Origin of the sequence: Amylibacter sp. IMCC11727 (assembly GCF_029854195.1) — a bacterium.
Taxonomy (GTDB): domain Bacteria; phylum Pseudomonadota; class Alphaproteobacteria; order Rhodobacterales; family Rhodobacteraceae; genus Amylibacter.
The window spans coordinates 1,009,882-1,030,741 of sequence record NZ_CP122960.1; the positions used below are offsets into that span (position 1 = coordinate 1,009,882).

Annotated in this window: 26 protein-coding genes; 24 read left to right on the forward strand and 2 right to left on the reverse strand. The window is 53.7% G+C overall.

Annotated elements, in window-relative coordinates; genetic code table 11:
* Positions 1-42: 42 nt before the first annotated feature.
* From QBD29_RS05200 to QBD29_RS05220, 5 genes are all read left to right on the forward strand, one after another.
* A complete protein-coding gene (locus QBD29_RS05200; RefSeq protein ID WP_347936309.1) occupies positions 43-867 on the forward strand; it encodes a sulfite exporter TauE/SafE family protein in 825 nt (274 codons plus the stop codon).
* Positions 864-1,259, forward strand: coding sequence for a VOC family protein (locus tag QBD29_RS05205; protein ID WP_280100255.1), 396 nt, complete (start codon positions 864-866; stop codon positions 1,257-1,259). The genes QBD29_RS05200 and QBD29_RS05205 overlap by 4 nt, the downstream gene beginning before the upstream one ends.
* A gap of 42 nt (positions 1,260-1,301) precedes the next feature.
* Positions 1,302-1,652 (forward strand): VOC family protein, encoded by a 351-nt coding sequence (locus QBD29_RS05210; RefSeq protein WP_280100927.1) that lies wholly within the window; start codon positions 1,302-1,304, stop codon positions 1,650-1,652.
* A gap of 95 nt (positions 1,653-1,747) precedes the next feature.
* Positions 1,748-2,227 carry a hypothetical protein gene (locus tag QBD29_RS05215; protein WP_280100256.1) on the forward strand — a complete coding sequence of 160 codons (480 nt, stop codon included), beginning with the start codon at positions 1,748-1,750 and terminating at the stop codon, positions 2,225-2,227.
* Entirely contained in the window at positions 2,202-2,747 is a 546-nt protein-coding gene (locus tag QBD29_RS05220; protein WP_280100257.1) for a hypothetical protein, read from the forward strand. The genes QBD29_RS05215 and QBD29_RS05220 overlap by 26 nt, the downstream gene beginning before the upstream one ends.
* 2 nt (positions 2,748-2,749) lie before the next feature.
* Here the strand turns inward: QBD29_RS05220 and mazG are convergent, their stop codons facing one another.
* Positions 2,750-3,574 carry a nucleoside triphosphate pyrophosphohydrolase gene (gene mazG / locus QBD29_RS05225; RefSeq protein WP_280100258.1) on the reverse strand — a complete coding sequence of 275 codons (825 nt, stop codon included), beginning with the start codon at positions 3,572-3,574 and terminating at the stop codon, positions 2,750-2,752.
* A 45-nt stretch (positions 3,575-3,619) separates the two neighbouring features.
* Between mazG and QBD29_RS05230 the strand changes: the two genes are divergently transcribed.
* From QBD29_RS05230 to QBD29_RS05250, 5 genes are all read left to right on the forward strand, one after another.
* Entirely contained in the window at positions 3,620-4,786 is a 1,167-nt protein-coding gene (locus tag QBD29_RS05230; protein ID WP_280100259.1) for a M20 aminoacylase family protein, read from the forward strand.
* 370 nt (positions 4,787-5,156) lie between these two features.
* Complete coding sequence (gene yghU / locus QBD29_RS05235; RefSeq protein WP_280100260.1) at positions 5,157-6,029, forward strand: glutathione-dependent disulfide-bond oxidoreductase; 873 nt, start codon at positions 5,157-5,159, stop codon at positions 6,027-6,029.
* A 77-nt stretch (positions 6,030-6,106) separates the two neighbouring features.
* Positions 6,107-6,754 (forward strand): peptide-methionine (S)-S-oxide reductase MsrA, encoded by a 648-nt coding sequence (gene msrA / locus QBD29_RS05240; protein ID WP_280100261.1) that lies wholly within the window; start codon positions 6,107-6,109, stop codon positions 6,752-6,754.
* Between the two features lie 266 nt (positions 6,755-7,020).
* Complete coding sequence (locus QBD29_RS05245) at positions 7,021-7,893, forward strand: 50S ribosomal protein L11 methyltransferase (RefSeq protein WP_280100262.1); 873 nt, start codon at positions 7,021-7,023, stop codon at positions 7,891-7,893.
* A 109-nt stretch (positions 7,894-8,002) separates the two neighbouring features.
* Positions 8,003-8,410 (forward strand): hypothetical protein, encoded by a 408-nt coding sequence (locus QBD29_RS05250; protein ID WP_280100263.1) that lies wholly within the window; start codon positions 8,003-8,005, stop codon positions 8,408-8,410.
* A gap of 163 nt (positions 8,411-8,573) precedes the next feature.
* On the opposite strand, the gene QBD29_RS05255 is transcribed toward QBD29_RS05250, so the two are convergent.
* On the reverse strand, positions 8,574-8,783 hold the full coding sequence (locus QBD29_RS05255; RefSeq protein WP_280100264.1) for a DUF1127 domain-containing protein: 210 nt from the start codon (positions 8,781-8,783) through the stop codon (positions 8,574-8,576).
* A gap of 655 nt (positions 8,784-9,438) precedes the next feature.
* Here QBD29_RS05255 and ruvC point away from each other — a divergent pair.
* The 14 genes from ruvC to tilS all read left to right on the forward strand — a co-directional run bounded on the left by ruvC (position 9,439) and on the right by tilS (position 20,846).
* Positions 9,439-9,951, forward strand: a complete 513-nt coding sequence (ruvC, locus tag QBD29_RS05260) for a crossover junction endodeoxyribonuclease RuvC (RefSeq protein ID WP_280100265.1) — start codon at positions 9,439-9,441, stop codon at positions 9,949-9,951.
* The gene (gene ruvA, locus QBD29_RS05265; RefSeq protein ID WP_280100266.1) at positions 9,948-10,634 is read left to right on the forward strand and encodes a Holliday junction branch migration protein RuvA; all 687 of its coding nucleotides are present in this window, start codon (positions 9,948-9,950) and stop codon (positions 10,632-10,634) included. Before ruvC ends, ruvA begins: the two co-directional genes overlap by 4 nt.
* A 177-nt stretch (positions 10,635-10,811) precedes the next feature.
* The gene (locus QBD29_RS05270) at positions 10,812-11,558 is read left to right on the forward strand and encodes a GIY-YIG nuclease family protein (RefSeq protein ID WP_280100267.1); all 747 of its coding nucleotides are present in this window, start codon (positions 10,812-10,814) and stop codon (positions 11,556-11,558) included.
* A complete protein-coding gene (gene ruvB, locus QBD29_RS05275) occupies positions 11,555-12,586 on the forward strand; it encodes a Holliday junction branch migration DNA helicase RuvB (protein WP_280100268.1) in 1,032 nt (343 codons plus the stop codon). Before QBD29_RS05270 ends, ruvB begins: the two co-directional genes overlap by 4 nt.
* Before the next feature lie 30 nt (positions 12,587-12,616).
* The gene (locus tag QBD29_RS05280) at positions 12,617-13,147 is read left to right on the forward strand and encodes a hypothetical protein (RefSeq protein WP_280100269.1); all 531 of its coding nucleotides are present in this window, start codon (positions 12,617-12,619) and stop codon (positions 13,145-13,147) included.
* A gap of 67 nt (positions 13,148-13,214) precedes the next feature.
* Positions 13,215-13,871 carry a hypothetical protein gene (locus QBD29_RS05285; protein WP_280100270.1) on the forward strand — a complete coding sequence of 219 codons (657 nt, stop codon included), beginning with the start codon at positions 13,215-13,217 and terminating at the stop codon, positions 13,869-13,871.
* Positions 13,861-14,253 (forward strand): tol-pal system-associated acyl-CoA thioesterase, encoded by a 393-nt coding sequence (ybgC, locus tag QBD29_RS05290; RefSeq protein WP_280100271.1) that lies wholly within the window; start codon positions 13,861-13,863, stop codon positions 14,251-14,253. Before QBD29_RS05285 ends, ybgC begins: the two co-directional genes overlap by 11 nt.
* 130 nt (positions 14,254-14,383) lie before the next feature.
* Positions 14,384-15,079, forward strand: coding sequence for a protein TolQ (gene tolQ / locus QBD29_RS05295; RefSeq protein ID WP_280100272.1), 696 nt, complete (start codon positions 14,384-14,386; stop codon positions 15,077-15,079).
* A 1-nt stretch (position 15,080) separates the two neighbouring features.
* Positions 15,081-15,569 carry a protein TolR gene (gene tolR / locus QBD29_RS05300; protein WP_280100273.1) on the forward strand — a complete coding sequence of 163 codons (489 nt, stop codon included), beginning with the start codon at positions 15,081-15,083 and terminating at the stop codon, positions 15,567-15,569.
* A gap of 9 nt (positions 15,570-15,578) precedes the next feature.
* On the forward strand, positions 15,579-16,769 hold the full coding sequence (locus QBD29_RS05305; RefSeq protein ID WP_280100274.1) for a hypothetical protein: 1,191 nt from the start codon (positions 15,579-15,581) through the stop codon (positions 16,767-16,769).
* Positions 16,766-18,085: a Tol-Pal system beta propeller repeat protein TolB gene (gene tolB / locus QBD29_RS05310; protein WP_280100275.1), complete on the forward strand. Its 1,320-nt coding sequence runs from the start codon at positions 16,766-16,768 to the stop codon at positions 18,083-18,085. Before QBD29_RS05305 ends, tolB begins: the two co-directional genes overlap by 4 nt.
* Positions 18,086-18,166: 81 nt before the next feature.
* Positions 18,167-18,679: a peptidoglycan-associated lipoprotein Pal gene (gene pal, locus QBD29_RS05315; protein ID WP_280100276.1), complete on the forward strand. Its 513-nt coding sequence runs from the start codon at positions 18,167-18,169 to the stop codon at positions 18,677-18,679.
* 64 nt (positions 18,680-18,743) lie between these two features.
* Positions 18,744-19,604, forward strand: coding sequence for a tol-pal system protein YbgF (gene ybgF / locus QBD29_RS05320; RefSeq protein ID WP_280100277.1), 861 nt, complete (start codon positions 18,744-18,746; stop codon positions 19,602-19,604).
* Between the two features lie 51 nt (positions 19,605-19,655).
* The gene (tilS, locus tag QBD29_RS05325) at positions 19,656-20,846 is read left to right on the forward strand and encodes a tRNA lysidine(34) synthetase TilS (RefSeq protein ID WP_280100278.1); all 1,191 of its coding nucleotides are present in this window, start codon (positions 19,656-19,658) and stop codon (positions 20,844-20,846) included.
* The last annotated feature ends 14 nt before the right edge of the window (positions 20,847-20,860 follow it).

Below are 20,860 nucleotides of genomic sequence, written 5' to 3' on the forward strand. Positions count from 1 at the left end.
ATCATCTTAAATATCAAATTATTAATGTAAAACAATAATAAAATGACACAAAAGGAGATGGTTTCTGCGTTGATTGTGAATCTGGCCGTTTGTGGGAAAACCCGTTATGCCTTGCCTATGACAGATACTATTTTGATTGCTGTGGCGGCGTTTGCTGCCGGAATTTTGAACACAATTGCGGGGGGTGGATCGTTTTTAACCTTTCCTGCGTTGGTGTTTACGGGCGTGCCCCCCGTGGCGGCAAATGCCACAAGCGCAGTTGCGGTGTTTCCTGGCTATTTGGCGGGGGCGGTTGGGTTCAAAGATGAACTGGCGGCGTTTGATCGCAAACAAGCGCTGCGCCTGTCGGGGATTACACTGGCCGGTGGGTTGGTTGGGGCGCTGTTGTTGGTGGTTTCGAGCGATGGAGCGTTCAATTTTGTGGTGCCGTTTTTGCTGTTGGCGGCCACGTTGGTGTTTCTGTTTGGGGACCAGATACGGGACTATGCGGCGGCGAAATCCCGTTCTTTTGTGCCCTTTGGGGCGGTGGGTCTGTTTTTCGTGAGCCTGTATGGAGGGTATTTTAACGGAGGGTTGGGGATTGTGTTGCTGGCGCTGTTTTCCCTGTGGGGGATGGCGAACATTCACGAGATGAACGGGTTGAAAAACGGATTGTCGTTTGTGCTATCGGCGATTTCGGTGGCGGCTTTTGCGGTGAGTGGTTTGGTGGAATGGCCCCAAGCGATTGTGATGATGGTGGCGGCGACTGTGGGCGGATATGCCGGCGCGCCTGTGGCGCGGGTGCTGTCAAAAAATGTGGTGCGCTGGATCGTGATTGTCGTCGGCTTTGGCATGAGCGCCATCTTTTTCGCGAGGTTATTTGTATGAATCAGGCGTTGGCCCACACTGCTTTGGTTGTGCGCGACTATGGCGAGGCGATTGCCTTTTATGTGGATGTGCTGGGGTTTGATCTGATTGCGGATGAGTATCAGGCCGAGCAGGACAAACGCTGGGTCGTGGTGCGGCCCAAAGGGGATGGGCAGGCGGGGCTGGTGTTGGCGCGGGCATCCGATGACCACCAGGCCAAATGGATCGGGGATCAGGCCGGGGGGCGTGTGTTTTTGTTTCTGCGCACGGATGATTTTTGGCGGGATTATAAGCTTTATTGTGATCGCGGCGTGGAATTTGTGCGTGATCCTGTGGTGCAGCCCTATGGGACGGTAGCGGTTTTCAAGGATTTGTACGGCACGCTTTGGGATTTGGTTGAGTTTGCGGGCTGAGGATTTGGATATTTTTGGCCAGAAGAAGCGGGGGCGTAAGTGATGGTTGTGAAGCGGATTGTAGTGGATGTTGCCACGGCGGATGTGGCGGGGCTGCGCGACTTTTATGCTGAGGTGTTTGATCTGGATGTGGCGATGGATTTTGGCTGGATCGCGACCTTGAAAGGCGGAGTGGCTGCGCCGGTGCAGATCAGTGTGGCATCTGAGGGGGGATCGGGGACGCCTGTGCCTGATCTGTCGATTGAGGTGGATGATTTGGATGAGGTTTTAGAAAAGGTCAAAGCGCGTGGGATGCCGTTGGAATATGGGCCAGTGGATGAACCTTGGGGCGTGCGGCGGTTTTTTATGCGCGATCCTGCGGGGGTGTTGTTGAATGTGTTGGTGCATTTGTAGGCTGTTTACAAACAGCAAATTGAAAGTGTTAGGAAACTGCTTCGAAATATGGTAATAAATGGTTCAGAGTTTGATCGTATTAGAAAAAATTACTCATGAGCGAAGTCGTTCTTTCGGAAGCAATAACAAGTGTTTTGTCCTCTATTCGCACGCAAGTTGACGTAATTACTGCTCTTTCCTCTGGAGGCTTGGGAAGTATCATTTTTACTTGGGCGAGAGTTCTTGGGCTTTTTGAAGATGGAAATTTTAAGTCGTTTAAGAGCCCATTTCTTCTTGTAATCCCTGGCGCTCTTTTGCTGATCGCGGTGATATTGGGATATTTAGTAGGTGCACAAATTACTGGTTTTCTGACCGAGATTGCTAATGGTACTAGCGCTCAAGGCGACAAAATTATTGACGCTAGTGCATACTATTTCAGCAGCGTCTACAGTACATCGTTTGATTGGATGATGCTAATTCAACTCTTGGCTAGTTCAATTGGGATAATAATGATTGCTTGTTGGTTTGCGTGGAATGTTAAGAAAAAACAAACTGATATTGGAGACGAGAATGGTAAAAAGAAAAGTACTAGTTAGCTGCGTTTTTGCGGCCTACACTACGCTCGCTGTACCTGCTTTCGCAGAAACTGTTGACGAAATTATTAATGAATTTCAGAGAGGTGAATTACCCATCGAAAATTCTGCTTCGTCAATACTTCTTCCTTTTGCTTGGGAATGGGACGCAGTTTCATCTAAGGTCGTTGGACGTTCAAACTTAGCAAAGGGCGAAGCGTATCATGCACTTTCAACTAGTGATGAAGACTGGATGAAGGCGAGCATTCAAGCCCTTACAAGCAATGATAATGCAGTTGACTTTTTTAAAACCGACGAAACGATGGAAGCCTTCGATAAGACGTATCAAACTGCAGTTGATATTGGATCGTCTGTAGGGGGAATCTCGCGTGAAGATGCTTTACGATATTGGATCTTATCGCGAGCCGTTGCTGCTGGGCCAGAAGTTCTATCAGGGCTTCCTCAAGGTGAAATCTCTGTTCAATGGTGCCTGCCGCCCCTGATACGTTGCACGCCGCCTAAAGTATTGCCCAAAGATGAGTAGAACTACTCCGCAGTTTTCGCCCGATCCCAAAGCGCGTCCATTTCTGTAAGGTTGGATTGCGCTGGCGTTTTCCCGCCTGCCTCTAACGCGTCTTCGATGTATTCAAAGCGGCGTTGAAATTTGCGGTTGGCGGAGCGGAGGGCCTCTTCGGGGTCGATTTTGAGGTGTCTTGCGAGGTTGGCCATGACGAACATTAAATCGCCAAATTCTTCCACTTGTTTGTCGTGGGGGAGGGTGTCGCGGGCTTCGACCAGTTCAGCGGCTTCCTCCTTGATTTTATCCAAGACCTGCGCGGTTTCCGGCCAGTCAAAGCCGACGCGGGCGGCGCGTTTTTGGAGTTTTACCGCGCGGGTGAGGGCGGGTAAGTTTTTGGCGATGCCGTCGAGCGTGCGGGTTTTTACCGTGCCTTTTGCGGCGCGTTCGGCGGCTTTGATCTTTTCCCAGTCGGCTGTTTGTTGAGCGGCGGACTTATCACGGCTTTCATCCCCAAAGACGTGGGGGTGGCGGTGGATCATTTTTTCGGCGATGTTTTTGGTGACGGAGTCAAAGGTGAAATGGCCGTCTTCGCTGCCCATTTGAGTATAATAAACCACTTGGAGCAGGAGATCGCCAAGTTCGCCCTCTAGTTCGGCCATATTGTCTTGCTCGATGGCGTCGGCGACTTCGTAAGCCTCTTCAATTGTGTAGGGCACGATGGAGGCGTAGGTTTGTTCAATGTCCCATGGGCAGCCCGTTTCGGGGTCACGCAGGCGGGCCATGATTTCCAAGAGACGCGGCAAGCCGCCGTTTGGGTCGAGGCAGAGGGCGTCTGATTTGGCTTTACTCATGGCGTTGGCTTCCTGATAGTCCGTGCAAACTAAGGAGCATGAACCATGGCTGTGATCAACCGAATTGCGGAGTATTTTGACGAGATGAAGGGCTGGCGGCGGCATATTCATGCGCATCCTGAATTGGACATGGAGTGCCATGGGACGGCGGCGTTTGTTGTGGAGCGGCTGCGCGAATTTGGCGTGGATGAAATCCACGAGAAGATCGGTGTGAGCGGTGTTGTGGGAATCATCAACGGGCGCGGGGAAGGGCCAACCATTGGGTTGCGTGCGGATATGGATGCGTTGCCGATGCCAGAGGAAACAGGGCTGGAATATGCCAGCACGGTAGAGGGTGTGATGCACGCTTGCGGCCATGACGGGCACACGACGATGCTGCTGGGCGCGGCGAAATATCTAGCAGAGACGCGGAATTTTTCGGGGCGTGTGGCGTTGATCTTTCAGCCTGGCGAGGAAGGGTCCGGCGGGGGGCGGTATATGGTTGAGGACGGCTTGTTTGAGAAGTTCGGGATTTCGCAGATTTATGGCCAGCATTCCCTGCCAAATTCGCCTGTTGGGAATATTGAAACCTGCCCTGGGCCCTTACTGGCGGCGGCGGATGATTTTGAGATTCACATTACGGGATCAGGGGGGCATGCAGCGAGCCCGCATGAAACGGTGGACCCTGTGATGATCGCGGTGAACATGGCAACGAATTTGCAATCAATTGTGACGCGCAATGTGGACCCGATCAAAACCGTGGTTTTGTCGTTGACGCAAATTCATTCGGGGACAACGCATAATGTTGTGCCTGAAACCGCGATGCTGGGCGGGACGGTGCGCACGTTTGACAAGGAGGTTAAGGCGCTGGTGCTGGAGCGGATGACAGCAATTGTAGAACAGACGGCGGCGATGATGGGTGGAGACGCGCGGCTGGAGTATAATCACGGGTATCCTGCAACGATAAATGACGCGGCAGAGACAACGTTTGCCTGTGATGTGGCTGCGGAAATAGTGGGCGAGGACCGCGTTGTGCGCGATATGCCACCCACCATGGGGGCAGAAGATTTTTCCTATATGTTGGAGCAAACGCGGGGCAGCTATTTTTACATCGGCAACGGGGATACCGCGTATTTGCACCAAACCACCTATGATTTTGATGATGAGGCGAGCCCTGTTGGGGCATCCGTGTTTGCAAGGATTGTAGAGCGGGCGCAGCCTTTGGCGGAATAAATTTGTGCGCAGGCGGTTCTAACATCGCCTGCGCACGGCGCGGCCCCATTGGGGTGGAAACCGCGAAGGCCCAGCCTGCCAACGGTGGAATCGACATTTGGGCCAGAGCGACTCGCACACATAAAGTGAGTAAAAAGCGCGGTGTCTGCTTGAGTCTTTACAGACGAATGCGAGTCAACTTTGGGTAGTGTAATGGCAAATAGAGGCTATTGTAAACTTATTTTAGGTTGAGCGACTTTTTGCCGATGCCCTTTTAGAACGTTAATGAGGGACGTTGCATAAAACAGAACGCTGCGTGCTGAATTTGGGCTTTGTCCTTTTTGCGCTGCGGTACTACGTTTGGACCAACGAAAGATTTAAGGAGACGAATATGTCTGAGGATTATGTACCGCCGAAGGTTTGGACTTGGGACACGGAAAGTGGGGGCAAGTTTGCCAGCATTAACCGCCCGATAGCAGGACCAACATCGGAAAAAGAGCTGCCTGTGGGCAAACACCCATTGCAGCTGTATTCGCTGGCGACACCAAACGGGGTGAAGGTGACTGTGATGCTCGAAGAGTTGCTGGCGCTGGGCCATTCTGGTGCGGAATATGATGCGTGGCTGATTAACATCGGCGAAGGCGATCAATTTGGCAGCGGATTTGTGGATGTGAACCCAAATTCGAAAATTCCTGCGTTGATGGATCATTCTACAGAAACACCAACGCGTGTTTTTGAAAGTGCGTCGATCATGCTGTATCTGGCGGAGAAGTTTGGGGCATTCATCCCGAAAGACCCGACAGAGCGGGTTGAGACCATGTCTTGGTTGTTCTGGTTGATGGGCTCCGCGCCGTATCTGGGCGGTGGTTTTGGCCATTTCTACGCCTATGCACCAGAGAAGTTTGAATACGCGATCAACCGTTTTTCCATGGAGGCCAAGCGCCAGATGGATGTGCTGGATCGTCGTTTGGGCGAGGTGGAGTTTTTGGGCGGATCTGAATACTCCATCGCGGATATGGCCACATGGCCGTGGTATGGCGCGTTGGCGCAGGGCAAATTGTATGACGCCGGGGAGTTTTTGGATGTGAAGTCCTATAAAAACTTGCAGCGTTGGACAGATCAGATTGCGGAACGTCCTGCGGTGATCCGAGGGCGCATGGTGAACCGCGCCTTTGGACCGCTGGAAGAGCAATTGCGCGAGCGTCATGACGCGTCTGATTTTGACACCAAGACACAAGACAAGATCGAAGCTGCAGAAAGCTGATATCACAGACCTGTGGGGCAGGTGGAAATCTGCCCCATAAAGGACTACATCTGAGGCAACTCAATAGGAGATGTCAGATGTTCTTTTCTTCAAAACCCACCACTGTTCCTGCTGCGGCAGATTGTTTGCCAGGCCGAAGTGCGGCGATTCTTACGGCGGAGATGCATTTTGTGAATGGTCGCCCCCTGCAAGGGCCTGTGCCCCAAGGCATGGAGCAAGCCATGTTTGGTATGGGCTGTTTCTGGGGCGTGGAGCGGATGTTCTGGGGGCTGGACGGTGTTTGGGTTACCGCCGTTGGATATGCAGCGGGATCAACGCCTAATGCCACCTATGAAGAAGTCTGTTCTGGGGATACGGGCCACAATGAGGTGGTTTTGGTGACGTTTGATCCAAGCGTGATTTCCTATGAACAGTTGTTGCAGGTGTTTTGGGAAGGGCATGATCCAACCCAAGGGATGCGCCAAGGCAATGATCGTGGCACACAGTATCGTAGTGGGATTTACACATATTCTGATGCGCAAATGGACACCGCGAAAGCCACGCGAGAAGCATTTGCGCCGCGATTGCGCGAAAAAGGGTATGGGGCGATCACCACAGAGATTTTGCCCGCGCCGACGTTTTATTATGCCGAGGATTATCACCAGCAGTATTTGGCGAAAAATCCGTCGGGGTATTGCGGGATCGGGGGCACGGGTGTGACCTGTCCGATTGGGGTTGGTGTTTAAGTCGCCCGTCTTTTATTGAACTTAAAGCGCTCTCGGGCTTTGGGCTGAGGGCGCTTTGTTGTTTTATGCTGTGGAGCAAAACCCTGCTGCTAATTTAAGTGCGACTTTTAGCTTGTCCCAAGGGCCAAGCAATTGGTGTTCGAATTGTAAGACTGGTGTTTGTTGCGGTTTTGCCTTTGAGTATTTGAGGACCGAAGAAGCAGAGGGTTGGCTTGACCCTTGCGGTGCAGCGTTTTAAGCGGGGGCGAACCCAATGGAGCGTTTTTATGCCGACATTTACTGCCCTGACCACATTGAAAGACAAAACCAAGGCGCAGGCTTTGGCCGATGCCTGTGAGACTCTGATCCCAGAACCAACGGGTGTTGGGGTGTTTGAAGTGGAGGATGGGTCCAAAACCTGGGAAGTGGGCGTGTATTTCGTGGAAGCCCCTGACGAGGTTGGATTGGCGTTGTTGGCCGCGGCGCATGGAGCGAAACCGTTTGCGGTGTCTGAGCTGCCTGAAACCGATTGGGTGGCTGAAGTGAAACGCGAATTGGCACCGATCACGGCGGGGCGTTTTTTCCTGTATGGTAGCCATGATGCGGATAAAATTCCTGCCGATTGTGTGCCCTTGCTGATCGAGGCCGCGATGGCGTTTGGAACAGGGCACCATGGCACCACACAAGGCTGTTTGCAGGCGTTGCACAATCTGGCGGAAACGGGGTTTGTTGGCAAAAACGTTGTGGACGTGGGCTGTGGGACGGCGGTTTTGGCCATGGGCGCCGCAAAGATTTGGCCAGATGTGGTTTTGGCCAGCGATATTGACGAAGTGGCCACGGACACCGCAAGCGCCAATGTTGCCTGCAATGATCTGGAAGGCCGCATCGAGGTTGTGACCTGTGCTGGGTTTGATCACCCGCGCCTGCGTGAGAAAGCACCCTATGATCTGATCCTTGCCAATATCCTGAAGGGGCCACTGATTGCGCTGTCTGGGGATATGGGAGAAAGCTGTGCCAAAGATGGGTACGTCATTCTGTCGGGCATTTTGAACGAGCAAGCCGAAGACACAAAAGCCGCGTATCAGGCGCAGGGATTTGTGGAAGTGGAGCATTTGATTGTTGGCGAATGGTCAACACTGTGTCTGCAAAAGCAGGGCTAATTCGCCGTTTTTCCGCCCAATTTACTTAATATTTTATCTTCAGTGACTTGTACTTCTGCGTTTTGTCTTTGGCACTGCGCGGCGTGTGATTGCTGCGTGGCTCGCGTGTATGTGCGAGAAAGCGCCAGAAGTGCAAGTCGCCCGATCCCCTTTTGGGGATGGGGTGGATCAGATTGCAAAAGGAATTCGGAACATGCCGCCAAAGACCGAAGATTTGAAAACGTTCGAACAGCGCGTCCATCGGGTTGATCCAGAGTTTAAGCCGACGAAACGGTATAAGCTGAAAAAAGCTCTGGCTGGCAAGTTGCGTATGCCATGGCTCAAGATCGCGATGATCGCGGTGTTTTGTTACGGCACGCTAACCGTGGCCAAAGTTGTTATGGAGAACGAATTGGGCCCTGACGGGTTTGACCAACGTGTGGCCAATTTGGCCGAGGGGGATGATACAGCAAAGATCGCCGCAAAACTGTTGTGGCGTGATCCTGTTATGGCCTTTGTGCAGGACAAAGTTCTGTAACCCCACCTTTTATACTCAAGACACAAAAAAGACCGCAGTGGGAGGACTGCGGTCTTTTCTGTTTGCGCGGTGCTGATCTGGAGGGAGGGCCAGATCAGCGCCCGTTCGCGTATAAGGTGCGTGTCAACAGGGAGGAAAACCACGCACCTGTTTCGTCACTTCTTTAGAAGTGGGATGGCAGGTTGTCCAAATCTGCGCGGGACAGGCCAATGTCAGCCAGTTCACGGTCAGACAAAGCTGCCAGAATGTTTTGTGTTTTACGCTTTGCGTTCCAGTTGGAAACGGAAGCAACAACATTTTCGAACAGGTTAACAAAGTTCAATGTTGCGATGGCGCCGAAAGGAGCCGGACGGGTGTTTGGAGCAAGAGCCATGGTCGTATTCCTTAGTGGTGTGACGCAAGCGTCGTTTGTGTTTTTGACGCATCAGCGTCGGTTGTTGAGGATCATTTAGGAGGGAGGTTGACCAGTTTCAAATGTTGAATTTGCATACCCGAAATGAAGTTTTTGCATAGCTGGTTCAAGAGGGCGGAATTGGGCGATAATCAGTTGAAAAGCGACGAATAAATGAGATGATATGTCGTTTTCAAACTGCGTGTTGTGCCACATTATTTTTGCTGACCTAGGGGCATCTTTTGAGGAAAACTGGTGGGACCTCGTTGATTGAGGGATTTTCGCAACAGTCTGTGATCTGAGCAGAGGGGAATCGGACGTTTGTGAGGCTCCGGATGGGACGGAATTGCGGTTGTTGTCCGGCGTGCGGCAGAATCACATTCTGCGAAAACGGGTGGATTCCACGTTGTAGCGGGGCCGTGCAGGATTGGTATTGGTGGTGGCGTTGCCGTTTGTGATGGGGCCATTGGGGGGCTTTGTATGAAAGTTCGTAAACAAATCCTCAACGGTGACACGTCTGTTTGGACGTGTCGGCGTTAGGGATGTGTTAGGAAAATTGTCAAAGAACGTCGATTTCCGCTGACTTTTGTTCTCGTTTCGTGCTACTGAACGCAAAAGACCAAAGGGCAGGACAGGCATGCGGGTGATTGGAATTGATCCAGGGCTTCGAAACCTCGGATGGGGCATTGTTGATGTGGCGGGCAGCAAAGTTGCCCATGTGGGCAATGGTGTTTGCAAATCATCGAACAAGGGCGCGTTGGCGGATCGGTTGTTGGAATTGCACACACAATTGGACGCGGTTTTGCGGGAATATAAGCCAGATACGGCGGCGGTGGAGCAAACGTTTGTAAACAAAGACGGTGCTGGCACGCTGAAGCTGGGCCAAGCGCGGGGGATTTGTCTGTTGGTCCCTGCGCAACACGGGCTCTGCGTGGCGGAATATGCGCCAAATGCGGTGAAAAAGGTCGTGGTTGGTGTGGGTCATGCGGACAAAGGACAGGTGTTGCACATGGTAAAGATGCAGTTAAAGGGCGTGGAACCCGCAGGGCCAGATGCGGCGGACGCGTTGGCAATTGCGCTGTGTCATGCGCATCACGCGCGGTTTGCAGGGCGGCTTGACGCGGCTGTGGCAAAGGCGGGTGCGGCATGATTGGCAAGATAACAGGGCGCGTGGATTACAAGGCCGTCGATCATGTTTTGGTGGATGTGCAGGGCGTTGGGTATTTGGTGTATTGTTCGGAGCGCACATTAAGCGCTTTGCCCGCAAAGGGTGGTATTGTGGCGCTGTATACGGATTTGTTGGTGCGCGAGGACAATTTGCAGCTGTTCGGGTTTCTGACGCTTGGAGAGAAGGAGTGGCATCGGTTGCTGACCTCTGTTCAGGGGGTCGGGGCGAAGGTTGGTTTGGCCATTGCAGGAACGCTGGGTGTGGATGGTGTGAGCCGTGCGATCACCCTTGGGGATGTGGCGGCGGTGAAGGCCGCACCGGGTGTGGGGCCAAAATTGGCTCAACGGATTGTTGTAGAATTGAAAGATAAGGCCGCGTCTGTGATTGCCATGGGGGCGCAAGGGGCCGAAGTGGTTGAAGCGGATGATGATGTGGTTATTGACCCACCAATGACCACGCCTCCCGCAGCCCAAGGCAACGCGACCCCATCTTCGGGAGTTGCGGCCGCAGGCGCGCAGGCGGATGCCTTGTCTGCGTTGGTGAACCTTGGTTATGGGCACGGCGACGCGGCGAGTGCCGTAGCGAAAGCCTCTGGAGATATGCCAAGTGCGGACAGTGGGGCGTTGATTAAGGCGGCGCTGCGGTTGTTGGCGCCGAAGGGGTGATTTGATGAGGATGGATTTCGCCTTCGGCGAGGATATTTTTGGCCAGAAGAAGCCAAGACTTTGATTGGGTTTAACCAACTTTTGACCGACGTTGGCATTGACCCTGCCCAGTGCACTGTTTTGTTGCATTGTCCAGGCAATCCCGCAACCCGACGCAAGCTGCGATCCATGTTTGCAGTGCGCCGTGATTTGTTTGAGGTGTTTCAGAGCAGTCATTCACCACGCGCGAGCGAGACGCTTAGTCGACGTCGGTATAGTGCTGTTTTCATTGCAGATGAGTTGGGTGATTGTTTGTTTTGTGGTCTTTACGAAAACATGGGATCGCAACGTCGTGCTTCTGATGAATTGCGCCGATTGCCAGAGGTCGTTGAGATTAATCAGAATTTTGCCGTTCCTTGCGATTTTGGAGAGGAATATCCGCGATGGTTTGATTTGCGGCTCACGCAATATTTAACCGAGTATTGTGAGCGTTTGGTGATCGCACCCCTTTTAACGCCCGTTTACATTCGCCATGCGGAGAATCTTAATGCGCAGGTTGTCGCGCTACATCGCCACAGTATCTTGGACGCGGCGCTCGGTGACTGGAGGACTATCAATCTTTCTGGGCCCGAAGTGCGAGGTCTTGGACCTGCAGCGCAAGCCCAACTTCGCGAGTGGAGGGGGATTTATCATATTCTCCACCACCCATCGGGTCAGCGGTATGTTGGTTCTGCTTATGGGCAAAATAATTTGCTTGGCCGCTGGCAAACCCATGTTGCGCGAGATCACGGCGCTGCCGTGCGTTTGGCGGAGTTAAACCCAGCGGATTTCGTATTTTCAATTTTAGAGCGGGTGTCGCCAGATATGTTGCCTGAAGATGTGATTGCTTTAGAGATGAGTTGGATTAATCGTTTGCACACACGAGAGTTTGGGCTGAATACATGACTGAATTTGACGACACATCGGATGTGCGGGCGGCGGGGAAGCCTGAAGATTTTGATCGGGCGCTCAGGCCGCAATCGCTGGATGAGTTTACGGGGCAGGCGGAGGCGCGGGCCAATCTGAAGGTGTTCATCGAGAGCGCGAAGATGCGTGGCCAAGCCATGGATCATACATTGTTTTATGGGCCACCTGGGCTGGGCAAGACGACTTTGGCGCAGATTATCAGTAAGGAGTTGGGGGTGAATTTTCGGATGACCTCGGGTCCTGTGCTGGCCAAGGCGGGGGATTTGGCGGCGATCCTGACAAATTTGGATGAGCGGGATGTGTTGTTCATTGACGAAATTCATCGGCTGAACCCTGCGGTGGAAGAGGTGCTTTATCCTGCGCTTGAGGATTTCGAGCTGGATTTGGTGATTGGTGAAGGACCAGCGGCGCGGACGGTTCGGATTGATTTGCAACCCTTTACGCTGGTGGGGGCGACGACGCGGCTCGGGCTGTTGACGACGCCTTTGCGGGATCGGTTTGGAATCCCCACGCGGCTCGAGTTTTATACGGTGGCGGAGTTGTGTTCCATTGTGGAGCGTGGGGCACGGTTGATGGGGGCGAATGCCACACCTGATGGGGCGCTGGAGATAGCCAAACGGGCGCGGGGCACGCCGCGGATTGCGGGGCGGTTGCTGCGCCGTGTGGTGGATTTTGCGGTTGTTGAGAGTGATGGGACAGTGACGCAGGAATTGGCGGATCGCTCGCTCACGCGGCTTGGCGTGGATCATTTGGGGCTGGATAGCGCGGATCGGCGGTATTTGCGGATGATTGCGGAGAATTACGCGGGTGGCCCCGTGGGGGTGGAGACCATGTGCGCGGCGTTGAGCGAGGCGCGAGATGCGGTGGAGGAAGTGATTGAGCCGTATTTGTTGCAGCAGGGGTTGATCCAACGCACGCCGCGGGGGCGGATACTGGCGGCGAAGGCTTGGGCGCATTTGGGGCTGGATGCGCCGAAGCAGACAGGGGAGCAAGGGGAGATGTTTTGAGGATATTGGGGGAACGTTGACGAGGACAAAATGAAAAGTATTAGAAATGTTATTGTTTTTCTTATTTGTGCGAACATTTGGATGCCCGAAAAGGTATTGTCGCAGGAACACACAGTTCGAAGCGCCCTGACTTGTTTACATGATGTCACAGAAGTGACCGCGCTTGAGAAGGCGCAGGCGTGTTTTGAGATAGCTAGCACCGCTTGTTTTGTTATCGACCCATCTAAAACTGTCTTGCAAAGTAGCCTTGGTGAAGCAGCCTGCCATCGTGAAAACGTTTCAATTATCTTGGAGGAGATGAGGGCATTCGCGAATGACACTTCGGATGATGTTACGGAGATAATCAGATTCATTCGAAAAAGCTCCGTCGATCGGTCCGTCGCAGTGATAAACGCAGAGTGCGCGCATCATCGTGCGATTTTAGCGGGTGGACATAAGCCTTGGTTGAAAGCATTGACTGACGAAGAAACCGCGTCATTGGATCGTTCCGAGGGCTTGTGTCTTATGTCACATTATCTCGTCCATTATTGGCGGGTTGTTGTGTTAAACTTGGTGAAATAGGCAAAGCTGATTGCCCCAATCCAATCTGGCCCTTCAAAACCGGGAGCGAGGCGTCTAAATACCACCCATGATCAATATCGCTGAAAATCCCGCTCGTCTTTTTACGTCTCCCGACCAGACCTATCACTTTGCCCGTTGGGGGCGTCCTCTTGCGCCTGTGGTTTTTGGGGTGGGGGATGAAAGCTTGCCGCATTTGAAGGATGCGATTTCTATGACGGTGGGGATCACGGGGGCGCCTTTGGCGGAAACGGACCCAGAGCTGGGTGCGAACTTCATGTGGTTTTTCTGTCGTGAATGGGACGAGATGACGGGGATTCCGAACCTCGATAAACTTGTTCCGAATTTTGACGGAACCATTGCGGCGTTGAAGGCGCAGGAGGCGTCGCGGTATCGCACATTTGCGTTTGATAAAGACGGGGCCATTCAGCTGTGTGTTGTGATGATCCGCGTGGATGCTGCAACGGAAGCGTTGTCGTTGCAAACGCTCGGGACCAGCGAAACGTTTCAGTCGCTTTTGACGTTTTCCGAAACTGCGTTTGACGCACAATCCCCCATTGCAATGATCAAGGCGAACAATCTGTGCATCGTGAAACCTGAATATGCGGCGGTGGTACGGGCGGCCTATGATCCTGCCTTGCCCGCAGCGAGCGAGGACCCGTCACATGCGTTGCGGGTGTCCGCGCGGGCGATGAAGTTGCTGGCGGATATTGAAGATGAGGCATGAGTTTCATGTTCGGGTGTATTACGAGGACACGGACCTTGCGGGGATCGTGTATTACGCCAATTACCTGAAATTTATTGAACGGGCGCGCAGCACGATGGTGCGCGAAGCAGGGATCGACCAGAACTCCATGAAAGAAGGCGACGGGTTGGTTTTTGCGGTGCGCCACGTGGATGCGACCTATCTTAAACCTGCGAAAATGGATGATGAGTTGCGGATTGCTACAAAACTGCAACAATTATCGGGAGCGCAGTTGTTGTTTGAGCAAGATGTCTTCCGTGGTGATGAAATGCTGTTTTCATCAAAGATTACAGTGATTTGCATGAATGGCGCAGGCCGCGTGATCCGCCTGCCAGCAGAAATTCGCGCACAACTGGCGCTTTAACGCACATTTGACCGCTTAAGGCGCAAAGAAATGGTGTTTTTTCTGCGTCCAATGACTATATTTGCAGCTAACAAAAACGCCGCTGGCAAACAGCGGTATCAGGCAGCGTAAAATAAAGTCGGGCGGACATATGGAAACTGAAACACTCGCCGCAGTGCAAGAAGTCGATTTTTCGATGCTTGCGCTGTTCCTTCGTGCAACGATCACGGTGAAAATCGTGATGCTGATTTTGATCTTTGCCTCCGTTTGGAGTTGGGGGATCATTATTCAGAAGTTCATTAATTATCGAATTGCCAAGAAAGACAGCGATCAGTTTGATCGTGCGTTTTGGTCTGGTGATCCACTGGATGAGCTGTTTGATCGGTTGGGGCCAGAACCCAGGGGTGGCGCGGAGCGAATTTTCGCGGCTGGCATGACAGAATGGCGGCGGTCGCATCGCAGTGACGGCAATTTGATTGCAGGCGCACAGGCGCGGATTGATCGGTCCATGGATGTTGCGATCAATCGTGAAAGCGAAAAGTTGAACAATGGTCTGACATTCTTGGCCACCGTGGGGGCGATTGCGCCGTTTGTGGGGTTGTTCGGCACCGTTTGGGGGATCAAGCATTCGTTCGAGGAAATCGCCATCCAGCAAAATACGGATTTGGCGGTTGTAGCCCCTGGTATTGCCGAAGCATTGGTTGCAACGGCGCTTGGTCTGTTGGCAGCGATCCCAGCGGTTATTTTCTATAACAAGCTGAGCACAGATGCGGATCGGTTGATCAGCGGCTATGACAGTTTTGCCGACGAATTTGCGACCATTCTGTCGCGTCAGTTGGACAGCTGATATGGGACCAGTCATGGCAAGTGGTGGTGGCGGAGGGGGTCGTAAAGGCCGCCGCAGCCACGGGAAACGCAAACCGATGGCGGAAATCAACGTTACGCCATTTGTGGATGTGATGTTGGTGCTGTTGATCATCTTTATGGTCGCCGCGCCGTTGTTAACCGTGGGTGTGCCGATTGAGTTGCCCAAAACGGCAGCCACGTCCTTGCCTCAAGAACAAGAAGAGCCGTTGGCGTTGGCCGTGGCGGCGGATGGTACGCTGGTTCTGCAATCCGTGGAAATTGAACGCGAAACGCTGATCCCGAAACTGCGTGCCATTGCGGCAGAGCGGGAAGACGACAAGGTGTTTTTGCGTGCGGATGGATCGGTGCCGTATTCCACTGTGATGGAAATTATGGGCGCGTTGAATGCTGGCGGGTTTCGCAACATTGGCTTGGTTACCGATGGGGGTGGTCCACGGCTGGATGGAACTGATGCGAGCGTGGTGGAGTAGGGATCGGTCTTGGAGACAGGCACCAAAATATCACTGGGCGCGCATGGCGCATTGATTGGGTTAGCCGTTTTCGGTGGGCCCTTGTTCGATGCGGATGACAGCAAAGCGATTCAGATTTCCGAGGTGTCTATAATCTCGGCAGAGGCGTTTGATGGACTGATGTCCACCGCGCCCAATCCCAATGTGGACGAGCCCCAGCAATCTGAGTTGGCTCAGCCTGAGCCTGTGGTTGATGTGCCAATTGAAACCGAGCCTGTGGAAGACGTTGTTCAAGAGCCTGTTGAGCCAGAGGTGCAAGAAATTGCCGAGCCAGAGCCGACGCCCGAATTGGAAACAACCCCAGCAGAGCCAGAGGTTCCCGAAGGGGCAGTGACACAAGAGGCCACGGGCAGCGAAGTTGTGGCCCCTGATGCACGCGAAGCAGAGGTTGATCAAAGCGGGCAGGTGGACCCTGAGCGTTTGGCCTTGTTGCGGCCCAAAGCGCGCCCTGCGCCGCGCATTTCAGATGAGGTGGTGGAAAAGCCGCCAACAGATGCGGAACGCTCAGAAGAGACTGTGGAACAGACACAGCCAAGCGAAGAGCCCGCTGAGGTCAAGCCTGAAGAAACAGAAGAAGCGGCAAAGCCTGAAAGCACAACAGAGATTGTGACTGAGGCGGATGACGTTGATCCAGATTCTGCTGCGCCAGTGAAATCTGCGCGTCCCAAAGGGCGGCCTTCGGATATTGTGCAAAAGGCACAAGCCCGCAAGGCGGCAGCTGAAAAGGCCGCAGCGGACAAAATCGCTGCAGATAAAGCCGCGAAAGAAGCTGCGAAAAAGGCCGAAGCCGAAGCGATTGAGGCAGCGTTAAAAGCGGCGCAAGCCGAAGCATCCAAACCGAGTGGCCCGCCGCTGACAGGTCGTGAAAAGGGTGCGTTGGTGCTGGCGGTTCAAGAGTGTTGGAACCCGCCAATCGGCGTGCAAAACGCGGCTGATTTAAAGGTGACATTGCTGGTGGAATTGAACGAGCAAGGTCGGATTACAGATGGTCCCACATTGATTAGCCCGTCAGGCAGCCCACAAGGCGTTGTGAAACAAGCCTATGAGGCAGGGAGACGGGCGTTGATCCGATGTGCGCCTTACAGCTTGCCAAAAGACAAATATGAACAATGGCGTCAGATTGAAGTGACGTTTAATCCCCAGAACATGGTGGTGAGATGATGAAACAATTCCTGAAACTGATGATTGCGGCGGTGATGCTGGGTGTGCCAGCGCAGGCCCAAGAAAATGGGCCGCTGCGCATTGAGATCACCGAAGGCATCATTGAGCCGATGCCGATCGCGATCCCTGGGTTTGTGGCGGAAAACGCAGGTGCAGAAGCCTTTGCGCAACAGTTGACGCAAGTGGTGACGAGCGATTTGGTTGGCTCTGGCCTGTTTCGCAACATTGATCCAGCGGCCTATATCGGCAGTGTGACCAATTTCAACGCCCCTGTGTCCTTTCCGGATTGGAAGGCGATTAACGCGCAAGCCTTGATTACCGGCGCGGTGAGCCTGACAGATGACAATCAGATGGTGGTTAAGTTCCGTCTGTTTGATGTGTTTGGCCAGGAAACCCTGCTTGGATTGCAATTCGCTGCGAGTAGTCAGAGCTGGCGGCGGATGAGCCATAAAGTGGCGGATCAGGTTTATGCGCGTCTGACAGGGGAAGACCCGTATTTTGACAGCCGCGTTGTCTATATCGCGGAAGAAGGCCCGAAGAATGATCGGAAAAAGCGCCTTGCGGTGATGGATTATGACGGGGCGAACACGCGGTATTTGACGGGCAGTGATGATATCGTTCTGGCCCCACGGTTTTCGCCCAATGCCCGCGAGATTATTTACACCAGTTATGAAACAGGTGTGCCGCAAGTGTTTTTGATGAACGTTGATACGCTGTCACGCCGTGTTTTGGACAGTGAGCGCAACATGACCTTTGCACCGCGGTTTAGCCCAGATGGGCGCAAGGTTGTGATGTCGCTGTCCAGCGGCGCGAAATCGGATTTGTATTCGTTTGACATTGCCACAGGGCAAAAGACGCAGCTGACCAATACATCGGCCATTGATACCGCGCCGAGTTATTCCCCCGATGGCAGCCAGATTGTGTTCGAAAGTGACCGTGGTGGCGGACAGCAGATTTACGTGATGCCAGCCAATGGCGGACCAGCCCAGCGGATCAGCTTTGGCACAGGACGCTATGGGACACCAGTTTGGTCACCGCGTGGAGACATGATTGCGTTTACCAATATCAGCGGTGGGCGGTTCCATATTGGTGTGATGCGCACCGATGGCAGCCAAGAAAAGCTGCTGACGGGGTCGTTTCTGGATGAGGGGCCAACATGGTCCCCCAATGGCCGTGTGATTATGTTTTTCCGTGAAACACAGGGGTCGGATGGTGCGCCGAGCCTGTTTTCCGTGGATGTCACAGGACAGTTTTTAAAGAAGGTGGCAACGCCGACATTCGGGTCTGATCCCGCGTGGTCAGGGTTGCTGGAGTAAGGTTGATTCCCAATCGGGGGATTACCTGTTATAGAATGAATAAGCGCACAAGAGATGCGTTTCATGCGAAAGGATGAGCAGATGACAATAACAAAGATGGGTATGGCCTTGGCCTGTGTGCTGGCGCTGACGGCGTGTCAGGATTTCCGCAATAACGGTGCTGATGGCGCTGGTGGCAATGGGGTGAACGGTGTTGACCCGAACCTTGTGGGGGCGAATGACCCAACATCCGTTGCGTATTTCAACCAGACAATCGGAGACCGTGTTTTGTTCCAAGTGGATCAAAGCACGCTGACACCAGACGCCATTCAAACGCTGGACGGTCAGGCTGGTTGGTTGTTGGCCAACACAAGCTACACCACCACAATCGAAGGCCATGCCGATGAGCAGGGCACGCGGGAATACAACCTTGCGCTGGGGGCCCGTCGGGCCAATGCAGTGCGGGACTATTTGGTGAGCCGTGGTATTGCCGCCAATCGCATCGACATCGTGACATACGGTAAAGAACGCCCGTTGGCGGTGTGTTCCACCGAAGAATGCTGGTCTAAAAACCGCCGTGCGGTGACTTTGGTTGCGGCAGGCCTGTCGGGCTGATCACATTAGGTCCGCCGTTTGTGTGTAAGGCAAGCGGCGGATTTTGAGTATTTGGAGAACAAAGATGCGGGTTTTTATGCGAAACGCAGTGAGTGCCGTTTTGATGGCGGTGGTTTTGTCGCCGCTGGCCGCGCATGCGCAGGATGAGCAAACCTTGGCGGATATCCGTCAGGAGTTGGAGTTTGTTTACGCCGAGATCGTGAACCTGAAGCGGGAGTTGTCCACAACAGGCAGTGCGGCGCAGACCACAAACAATGGCCCTGCCTTGCAACGTATTGATGCGCTGGAAGCGGAGGTGCGCCGTATCACAGGTGCGATTGAACAGAAACAAAACTGGATCGAAACCATCGTGTCAGACGGGACAAACCGTGTGGGCGATTTGGAGTTTCGGTTGTGCGAATTGGAAGCGGGCTGTGATATCGGCAGTTTGGATCGCACTGCACCGCTGGGTGGGAAAATCCCGAACCGTCAGGGTGGCAGTGTAACGCAAACCCCAACCGTAAGCGCGACAGACACTGGTGCGGTTGATACATCTGGTGCGACGCAGAGCGAGAAGGTCACCTTTCAACGGGCGATGGCCGCGTTTCAAGCGGAAGATTTCGCCAGCGCAAGCAGCCAGTTTGATACGTTGGTGACCAATTTCCCAGGCGGCCCGCTGACGGGCGAGGCGCACTACTGGAAAGGGGCATCACAAGCTGGATTGGGCGATTGGGGCGCTGCGGCGCGCAGTTTCCTTGAGAGTTTCAGTGGGTCGCCGCAGGGGACCAAAGCGCCTGATGCGCTGTTCCGTCTGGGTATTTCACTGCGCGAATTGGGCCAGATCGAAGAGGCGTGTTTGATGCTGTCCGAAGTGCCAATCCGCTATCCTTCTGCGCCGATCTTGGCCGAGGCTGCGGCAGAACGTGATGCGCTTGGCTGTTCCTAAGACACACGGTTTGCGGGTGTGACCTGCGCCTTTTCGACATTTATGGAAGATGTGGCCGACGGCCCAATTGGTGTGGCCGTTTCTGGGGGCAGCGATTCGGTTGCTTTGTTGGTTTTGGCCGCAGATTGGGCGGTGCAACACGGTCGGACGGTTGCTGCGGTGACGGTGGATCATGGGTTGCGGAATGAGGCCGCGGATGAGGCCGAGGGTGTTGCAAGCCTGTGTGGATCGTTGGGCGTTGATCATACAATTTTGCGTTGGGATGGGCAGCACAGCGGCAACACCCAAGATGCGGCACGGCGGGCCCGCCATAATTTGATTGGCGCTTGGGCCAAGGAGCACCGTTTGGTGGCTGTGGCAACAGGGCATACGCGAGATGACCAAGCAGAAACGTTTCTGTTGCGCCTGAAGCGGGGCAGTGGGGTTGATGGGCTGTCAGGCATGGCCCCAGCGGTTGTTAAAGACGGTGTATTATGGTTGCGCCCATTGTTGCGAGAGCGGCGCGATGTATTGCGCGAGATGCTGTTGGAGCGTGGTCTGACGTGGGTGGATGATCCGAGCAATGAGGATGATCGCTTTGATCGGGTGAAAATACGTAAGGCATTGGCATTGCTGGCAGAAACAGGAATTGATGTGGATGTTTTGGCCGATACAACGGATCGGTTAAGGACGGCGCGAACTGCGTTAGAGCAGATGACATTTGATGCAGCACAGGCGGTGGTTGTTCCCCGTGACATTGGATCAGTGCGTTGGTCTGTTCATGAAGCCGGGAAACATTCTGAAGAGGTGCAGTTGCGATTGTTGGCCCATTGTTTGCGGTGGGTGGCGCATCGCGAGTATCGACCGAGATTGGCGGCATTGAAATTGGCTTTGGCGGCGGTGACGCAAGGGCGGGCGCATAGTTTGAGTGGGTGTTTGATGAGCGAGGCGCGGCAGGGAATCGTTGAGATTAGCCGCGAGGCGTCTGCGATCCCCCCTAGCGATGCCGCATCACAATCGTTTGATCATCGCTGGGACTGTGAGACAGCGGTCGGGGAGTGGCGCCCCTTGGGTGAGGCAGGATTGGCCAAATTTCCCCATTGGCGTGATACCGCCGAGCACAGAAATGCCCTGCTATCTTCGCCGTCTTTATGGTACATTAACGAATTGAAGTCGGCCCCTTTTGTGGATACACACGGGTCTTGCAAGTGCTGGCTCCGCGAGGGGCCTGAAAGTTTCTATTCGTCGATCCTGTCGCATTGAAACACGACGCTGGG